The organism is Gemmata sp., assembly GCF_051859125.1.
In the GTDB taxonomy this organism is placed as follows: domain Bacteria; phylum Planctomycetota; class Planctomycetia; order Gemmatales; family Gemmataceae; genus Gemmata.
In genome coordinates, this window is sequence record NZ_JBHYGG010000169.1 from 1 (window position 1) to 5,915 (window position 5,915).

4 protein-coding genes are annotated in these 5,915 nt (G+C 69.4%); 3 read left to right on the plus strand and 1 reads right to left on the minus strand.

The window, feature by feature from the left end:
• The first annotated feature begins 193 nt into the window (after positions 1-193).
• Complete coding sequence (locus ACTIGN_RS15760) at positions 194-2,428, plus strand: dipeptidyl-peptidase 5 (RefSeq protein WP_439625477.1); 2,235 nt, start codon at positions 194-196, stop codon at positions 2,426-2,428.
• 443 nt (positions 2,429-2,871) lie between these two features.
• Here ACTIGN_RS15760 and ACTIGN_RS15765 read toward each other — a convergent pair whose 3' ends face one another.
• The gene (locus ACTIGN_RS15765; RefSeq protein ID WP_439625479.1) at positions 2,872-3,894 is read right to left on the minus strand and encodes a histone deacetylase family protein; all 1,023 of its coding nucleotides are present in this window, start codon (positions 3,892-3,894) and stop codon (positions 2,872-2,874) included.
• A 79-nt stretch (positions 3,895-3,973) separates the two neighbouring features.
• Here ACTIGN_RS15765 and ACTIGN_RS15770 point away from each other — a divergent pair, with 79 nt between their 5' ends.
• Together ACTIGN_RS15770 and ACTIGN_RS15775 are read left to right on the plus strand one after the other, a co-directional pair.
• Positions 3,974-4,402, plus strand: a complete 429-nt coding sequence (locus tag ACTIGN_RS15770) for a response regulator (RefSeq protein WP_439625481.1) — start codon at positions 3,974-3,976, stop codon at positions 4,400-4,402.
• A gap of 270 nt (positions 4,403-4,672) precedes the next feature.
• Positions 4,673-5,860, plus strand: a complete 1,188-nt coding sequence (locus ACTIGN_RS15775) for a class I SAM-dependent rRNA methyltransferase (protein ID WP_439625483.1) — start codon at positions 4,673-4,675, stop codon at positions 5,858-5,860.
• Positions 5,861-5,915 lie beyond the last annotated feature (55 nt).

Below are 5,915 nucleotides of genomic sequence, written 5' to 3' on the forward strand. Positions count from 1 at the left end.
TCGCCCCGTTCCTACGGGGAGAGGTCGCCGCGCTTCGCGGCGGGTGAGGGGGAACCACCTGAACCTCAACCGGAACACCTGCCCCATACCGACCACTTTCGCTGCCCTCATCGTACTGACGCCGGGCCGCTTTTTCGCGGGCCGCGCATCGGGTACAACGGAACCGTCCGTTCCCGAGCTACAGGGGTTCCGCATGTACGCTGCCTTGCGACCGGGCGCGCTCGCCGCGCTGATCCTGCTCACCGGGGGGCTCGCGGCCCCCGCCCGCCTCGACGCCGCCGACAAGCGGCCCATGAAGATCGAAGACCTCTACAAGTTCAAGCGGGTCGCCGCGCCGCAGATCGCGCCCGACGGCAAGCGGGTCGCGTACCAGGTCGGCACCGTCGACCTCGACGCCAACAAGAGCAGCACCGCCCTGTGGGTCGCCGCGACGGACGGGAAGACGCCCCCGAAGCAGCTCACCGACCCGAAGGGTAAGCGCGACGCGGCCCCGCGGTGGTCGCCCGACGGCACGAAGATCCTGTTCGAGTCCACGCGCTCCGGGTCGTCGCAACTGTGGGTCGTCGCGGCCGACGGCGGCGAGCCGAAGCAACTCACCGACATCTCGACGGGCGCGAGCAACGGGCAGTGGTCGCCGGACGGCACGCACGTCGCGTTCGCGTCGTCGGTGTTCGCGGAGTTCAGTGAGAAGCCGTTCGCCGAGAGCGACAAGCTCAACAAGGCCAAGGACGACGAGATCGAGAAGAGCCCGGTGAAGGCGAAGGTGTTCACCAAGCTGTTCTACCGCCACTGGGACGAGTACGTCGGCGACAAGCGGCAGCACCTGTTCGTCGTCGAGGCGAAGTTCGGTGACAAGGCCGGGGAGTTCCCGGAGCCCCGCGACGTGACCCCCGGCGACCGCGACGCGAACCCGACGAGCAGCACGTTCTCGAGCGGCGACGACTTCACCTTCACGCCCGACAGCAAGCACCTCGTGTTCACCGCGGTGCCGGAGAGGGACGAGGCGTGGAGCACGAACTACGAACTGTGCCGCGTCAGCGTCACGAACACGTCGCCGAAGTGGGAGACGCTGACGACCGCGAACAAGGCCGCCGACAGCGGCCCGAAGTTCTCGCCGGACGGCAAGAAGCTCGCGTGGCGCGCCCAGAAGAAGGCCGGCTACGAGGCCGACAAGTGGGACATCGTCGTCGCGGATTGCAAGCCGGACGGGACGCTGGCGGGCGAGCCGAAACCCCTCCTGGAGAAGTACGACCGCTCGGCAAACGAGTTCACCTGGGTGGACAATCCTCGCATCAAGCAGCCGACAATCTTTTACACCGCCGACACGGAGGGTGCGACGCTTCAGTACGTCACTCGGATCGATCAGCCCGGGGACATGCGGCAGCACATCAGCGCGTACCAATCTGTTAGTGGGCTAACGGCTTCACGCGACGGCACCGTGCGGACCTGGTTGGTCGCAAGCATGACATCGCCCCCGGAAATCCGAGCGACCGGTGAGGTCGAGCCGTTCGTCATCAAGGCCGAGGAGCCGAAGCAGGTCGCGCCCGGTGGCCTTCACATGTACTCGATCGCGACGCGGCAGGTCGAGGTGAGCAAGGCCAACGACGCCCTCCTCGCCGAACTCGACCTGCCGCGGCCGGAGTCGGTGAAGGTGAAGATCGAGGACGGCGAGATGCAGATGTGGGTGCTCAAGCCGCCGGGGTTCGACCCGAAGAAGAAGTGGCCGGTTGTGTACCTCGTCCACGGCGGCCCGCAAGGCGCGTGGGAGGACGGCTGGAGTTACCGGTGGAACCCGTCGCTGTGGGCGGCACAGGGGTACGTCGTCGTGCTGCCGAACCCGCGGGGCTCGACCGGGTTCGGCCAGAAGTTCGTGGACGAGATCACCGGCGACTGGGGCGGGAAGTGCTACCGCGACCTCGTCGCCGGCCTCGACTACGTCGAGAAGCTGCCCTTCGTCGACAAGGACCGCATCGGCTCGGCCGGCGCGAGCTTCGGCGGGTACATGATGAACTGGTTCGCGGTCAACGACATCGCGCCGCGGTTCAAGTGCCTCATCACGCACTGCTCGGTGTGGAACTTCGAGAGCATGTGGGGCACGACCGACGAGCTGTGGTTCGACGAGTGGGAGCACGGCGGGCTCCCGTGGGAGAAGCCCGGGAAGTACGCCGAGTTCTCCCCGCACAAGAAGGCCGGGAACCTCGCGAAGCACAAGACGCCGATGCTCGTGGTCCACAACGACCTCGACTTCCGGTGCCCGATCGGCCAGGGGCACGAGCTGTTCAGCGCGCTCCAGCGCCAGGGGGTGCCGTCGCGGATGGTGAACTTCCCGGACGAGGGCCACTGGGTGCTGAAGCCGAAGAACGGCGCGTACTGGCACAAGGAGGTGTTCGGCTGGCTCACGAAGTACGCCCCGCCCGGCGGGAAGTGATCCGGATAGGAGTGACGCAGTTGGCTTGGTGGGGCAGACATTCGTGTCTGCCTCGTGAGGCGACGGGCGGCAGACAAGAATGTCTGCCCCACCAAAAACAAGCAGACCCGAGCCCAACTGCCTAACTCCTACCGGAATCGCGTGGGTTCGTATCCGTTCTGTAGCCGGCCTCTGTGAGGCCGGGCCTGTGGAAGACCCCAAGCACCGGCCTCACAGAGGCCGGCTACAGTTAGCAATCAACACGACTCGGGATGATCCGCTGGTGTCGTCAAGCTCGTCGGGGCAGGGCTTCCACGGTGCCGGGCGGAACGGGCGAATTGTGATCGAACCGAGCGTGCGGTCGCTCCATCGGGGATCAACGGACGTTCCCCGATGTCTTCAAGGCGCTCGTTGATCGCAGCCCGAGGACGCCCCGCCCGTTCCGGGCGGAACGATCCCGCCCGTTACCCCTCCAGACCCCGCAGCGCCTCCGCCACGCACGGGCCGAGCACGTCGAGGTTGTACCCGCCCTCCTGCGTCGCCACCGTCGGCAGCCCGAGTTCCCGCACGGCCGCGCCGATCTCGCGGAAGTAGCCGGTCGGCAGCTTGAACCCGCCGATCGGGTCGGCCTCGTGCGCGTCGGCCCCGAACGGCAGCACCAGGAACGCCGGCGCGAACCGCCGCACCGCGTCGAGCGCCGCGGCCAGCGCCGGCCGGTACTCCCTCGGACCCGTGCCCGGCGGCAGCGGCACGTTCAGGTTCGCGCCCAGCCCGGCCCCGGTGCCGGTCTCGTCGGCGTACCCGGAGAAGAACGGGTACAGCCCGGCCGGGTCGCCGTGGACCGACACGGTCAGCACGTCGCCGCGGTCGTAGAAGATGTGCTGCGCGCCGTTGCCGTGGTGGACGTCGAGGTCGAGGACCGCGACCCGCCCCAACTTCGCGAGCCGCCCGGCGGCCAGCGCCGCGTGGTTGAAGTAGCAGTACCCGCCGCACCGGTCCCGCTCGGCGTGGTGCCCCGGCGGCCGCGTGAGAACGTAGACCTGTTTCGCCGCGCCCGCCGCGACGAGGTCCGCCGCGTGCAGCGCGGCGGACGCGCCGCCGAGCGCCGCGGCGAACGTGCCGCCGAGAACGGGGGTGTAGGTGTCGAAGCAGAACTGCCCGCGGAGCGCCCGGTTGCCGCCGGCCCGCGGGCTGGGGCCGTAGGGGAACACCGTCGGCCACTGCACCTTGGGCGTGCTGCCCCGCGAGCGGCGGATCTCGGCGGCGGTCTCGCGGAGGTACGCGACGTAGGCCGGGTCGTGGACCGCCGCGACCGCGTCCTCGGAGCACACCGGCGGCTCCTCGAAGGTGTGCCCGCCGGCCGCTTCGAGTGCGGCGCGGACCGCGGTGAGCCGCTCGGGCCGCTCGTAGCAGGGGATGACCTCGCCGTTCTCGATCTCGCCGGGGGGAACGTGCGCGTCGTGCTTGGGGTTCAGAATCACTCGCATGGGGCAAGATTAGCTCCCGATCCGCCGAGTGTCGCGGACCGGCCCGCTATAATGCCCCTCTGACGCACCGGAGTGACCCATGCCACGCATTCTGATCGCCGACGACAACGCCCCGAACGCCGACCTGCTCGAAGCGCACCTCGACGGCACCGGGCACGAGACGAAGATCGTGTACAACGGCGAGGACACCATCGCCGCCGCGAAGGCGTGGCAGCCGGACCTGATCCTGCTCGACGTGATGATGCCGAAGATGAGCGGGTTCGAGGTGTGCCGGCGGCTCCGGTCCGACCCGGCCACGCGGGACGTCGCCGTGCTGATGGTGACCGCGCTCGACCAGGCCAACGACGTCGAGACCGCCGTCGAGACCGGCACCGACGACTTCCTGACCAAGCCCATCAACAAGACCGAGCTGCTGCTCCGCGTCCGGGCGATGCTGGAGAGCCGCGACCGGCCGACCGAGCTGGAGCGCGAGCTGGCGTACATCGGCCGCGTCCAGGCCGGGCTGTAGTCCGGGGCGGGCGGGGGCGTGAGCCCCCCGAGGTCGCAATCTTTCCCTGGGACCGCGGGCGTCCCGCCCAATGGCACTTGGTTTGTTGTTGTAGCCGGGGTCTGTGACCCCGGACGCACACGGAATACCGGAAGCGCCGGCCTCACAGAGGCCAGCTACAGAAGACAAACCCAGTGCCACTGGGCGGGACGCCCGCGGTCCCGGGAACCAGCCACAAACCCAATACACTCGGGGGGCCCGCGCCCCCCGCTCGCCGTTAATGGAGACCGCATGGCACCCAAGGTCGTCGTGAAGCCCAAGCGGGCGCAGCCGTTCTACGCCCGGCACCCGTGGGTGTTCGCCGGGGCCGTCGACCGGGTCGAGGGCGAGCCCGCCGACGGGGCCGAGGTCGATCTGGTCTCGCACGCCGACAAGTTCATCGCCCGCGGGCTGTACAACGCGCGGTCGAAGATCCAGGTGCGGCTCTACAACTGGGAGCCCGACGCGCCGCTCGACCGGGCGTTCTTCCACGGCCGCGTCGAGCGCGCCGTGCGGCTCCGCCACGACGTGCTGAAGTTGAACGGCCCGGACGCGGGCTACCGCGTCGTGTTCAGCGAGTCCGACTTCCTCACCGGCATGGTCGTCGACAAGTACGGCGACTGGCTCACGGTGCAGTTCACCGCGCTCGGGCTGGCCCAGCGGCGCGAGGAGATCGTGGGCGTGCTGTGCGAGCACCTGAGCCCCCGCGGCGTGTACCTCCGCACCGAGAAGGGGATCGGCAAGCTCGAGGGGATCGAGTTGCAGGACGGGCTCCTGTGGGGCGAGCCGCCCCCGGCCGACCTGAGCATCCAGGAGAACGGCCTGCGCGTCTTCGTGAACCTCGCCGAGGGCCAGAAGACCGGGTACTACCTCGACCAGCGCGACAACCGCGCCGCGGTCGCGAAGCTGTGCGCCGGCAAGCGCGTGCTCGACGCGTTCTGCTACAGCGGCGGGTTCGGGCTGTACGCCGCGAAGGCCGGCGCGGCCGAGGTGCTCGGCGTGGACGGCTCCGAGCCGGCGCTCGAACTGGCGCGCCGCAACGCCGCCGCGAACGACCTGACCAACATTGCGTTCGACTGCGAGGACGTGTTCAAGCAGCTCGACCGGATGGTCGCGGTGCGGCGGCAGTTCGACGTGGTGGTGCTCGACCCGCCGAAGTTCGCCCGGAACCGGGCCGCGGTCCCCGACGCGATCAAGGGGTACCGACGGCTGCACCAGCTCGCGCTGAAGCTGCTCGCCAAGGACGGCGTCCTCGTGTCGTGCTGCTGCACCGGGCTGATCGGCATGACGGACCTCGAGGACCTGATCGCCCAGGTCGCGAGCGAGGCCCGCCGCGACCTGCAGATCCTCGAGCGCCGCGGGCCGGCCGCGGACCACCCGGTCGCCGCGTCGTGCCGCGAGTCCGGCTACCTGAAGTGCGTCATCAGCCGCGCGTGCTGACGGCCGCCCCGTGTGCCGTTCCGGTCCGAGCCCGAGCGCCGAGCGAGGGTTCACG

What these genes read in the sequence shown, in the direction of transcription:
- ACTIGN_RS15760 (WP_439625477.1), top strand. Translation starts at nt 194, where the DNA reads ATGTACGCTGCCTTGCGACCGGGCGCGCTCGCCGCGCTGATCCTGCTC.
- ACTIGN_RS15765 (WP_439625479.1), bottom strand. Translation starts at nt 3,894, where the DNA reads ATGCGAGTGATTCTGAACCCCAAGCACGACGCGCACGTTCCCCCCGGC.
- ACTIGN_RS15770 (WP_439625481.1), top strand. Translation starts at nt 3,974, where the DNA reads ATGCCACGCATTCTGATCGCCGACGACAACGCCCCGAACGCCGACCTG.
- ACTIGN_RS15775 (WP_439625483.1), top strand. Translation starts at nt 4,673, where the DNA reads ATGGCACCCAAGGTCGTCGTGAAGCCCAAGCGGGCGCAGCCGTTCTAC.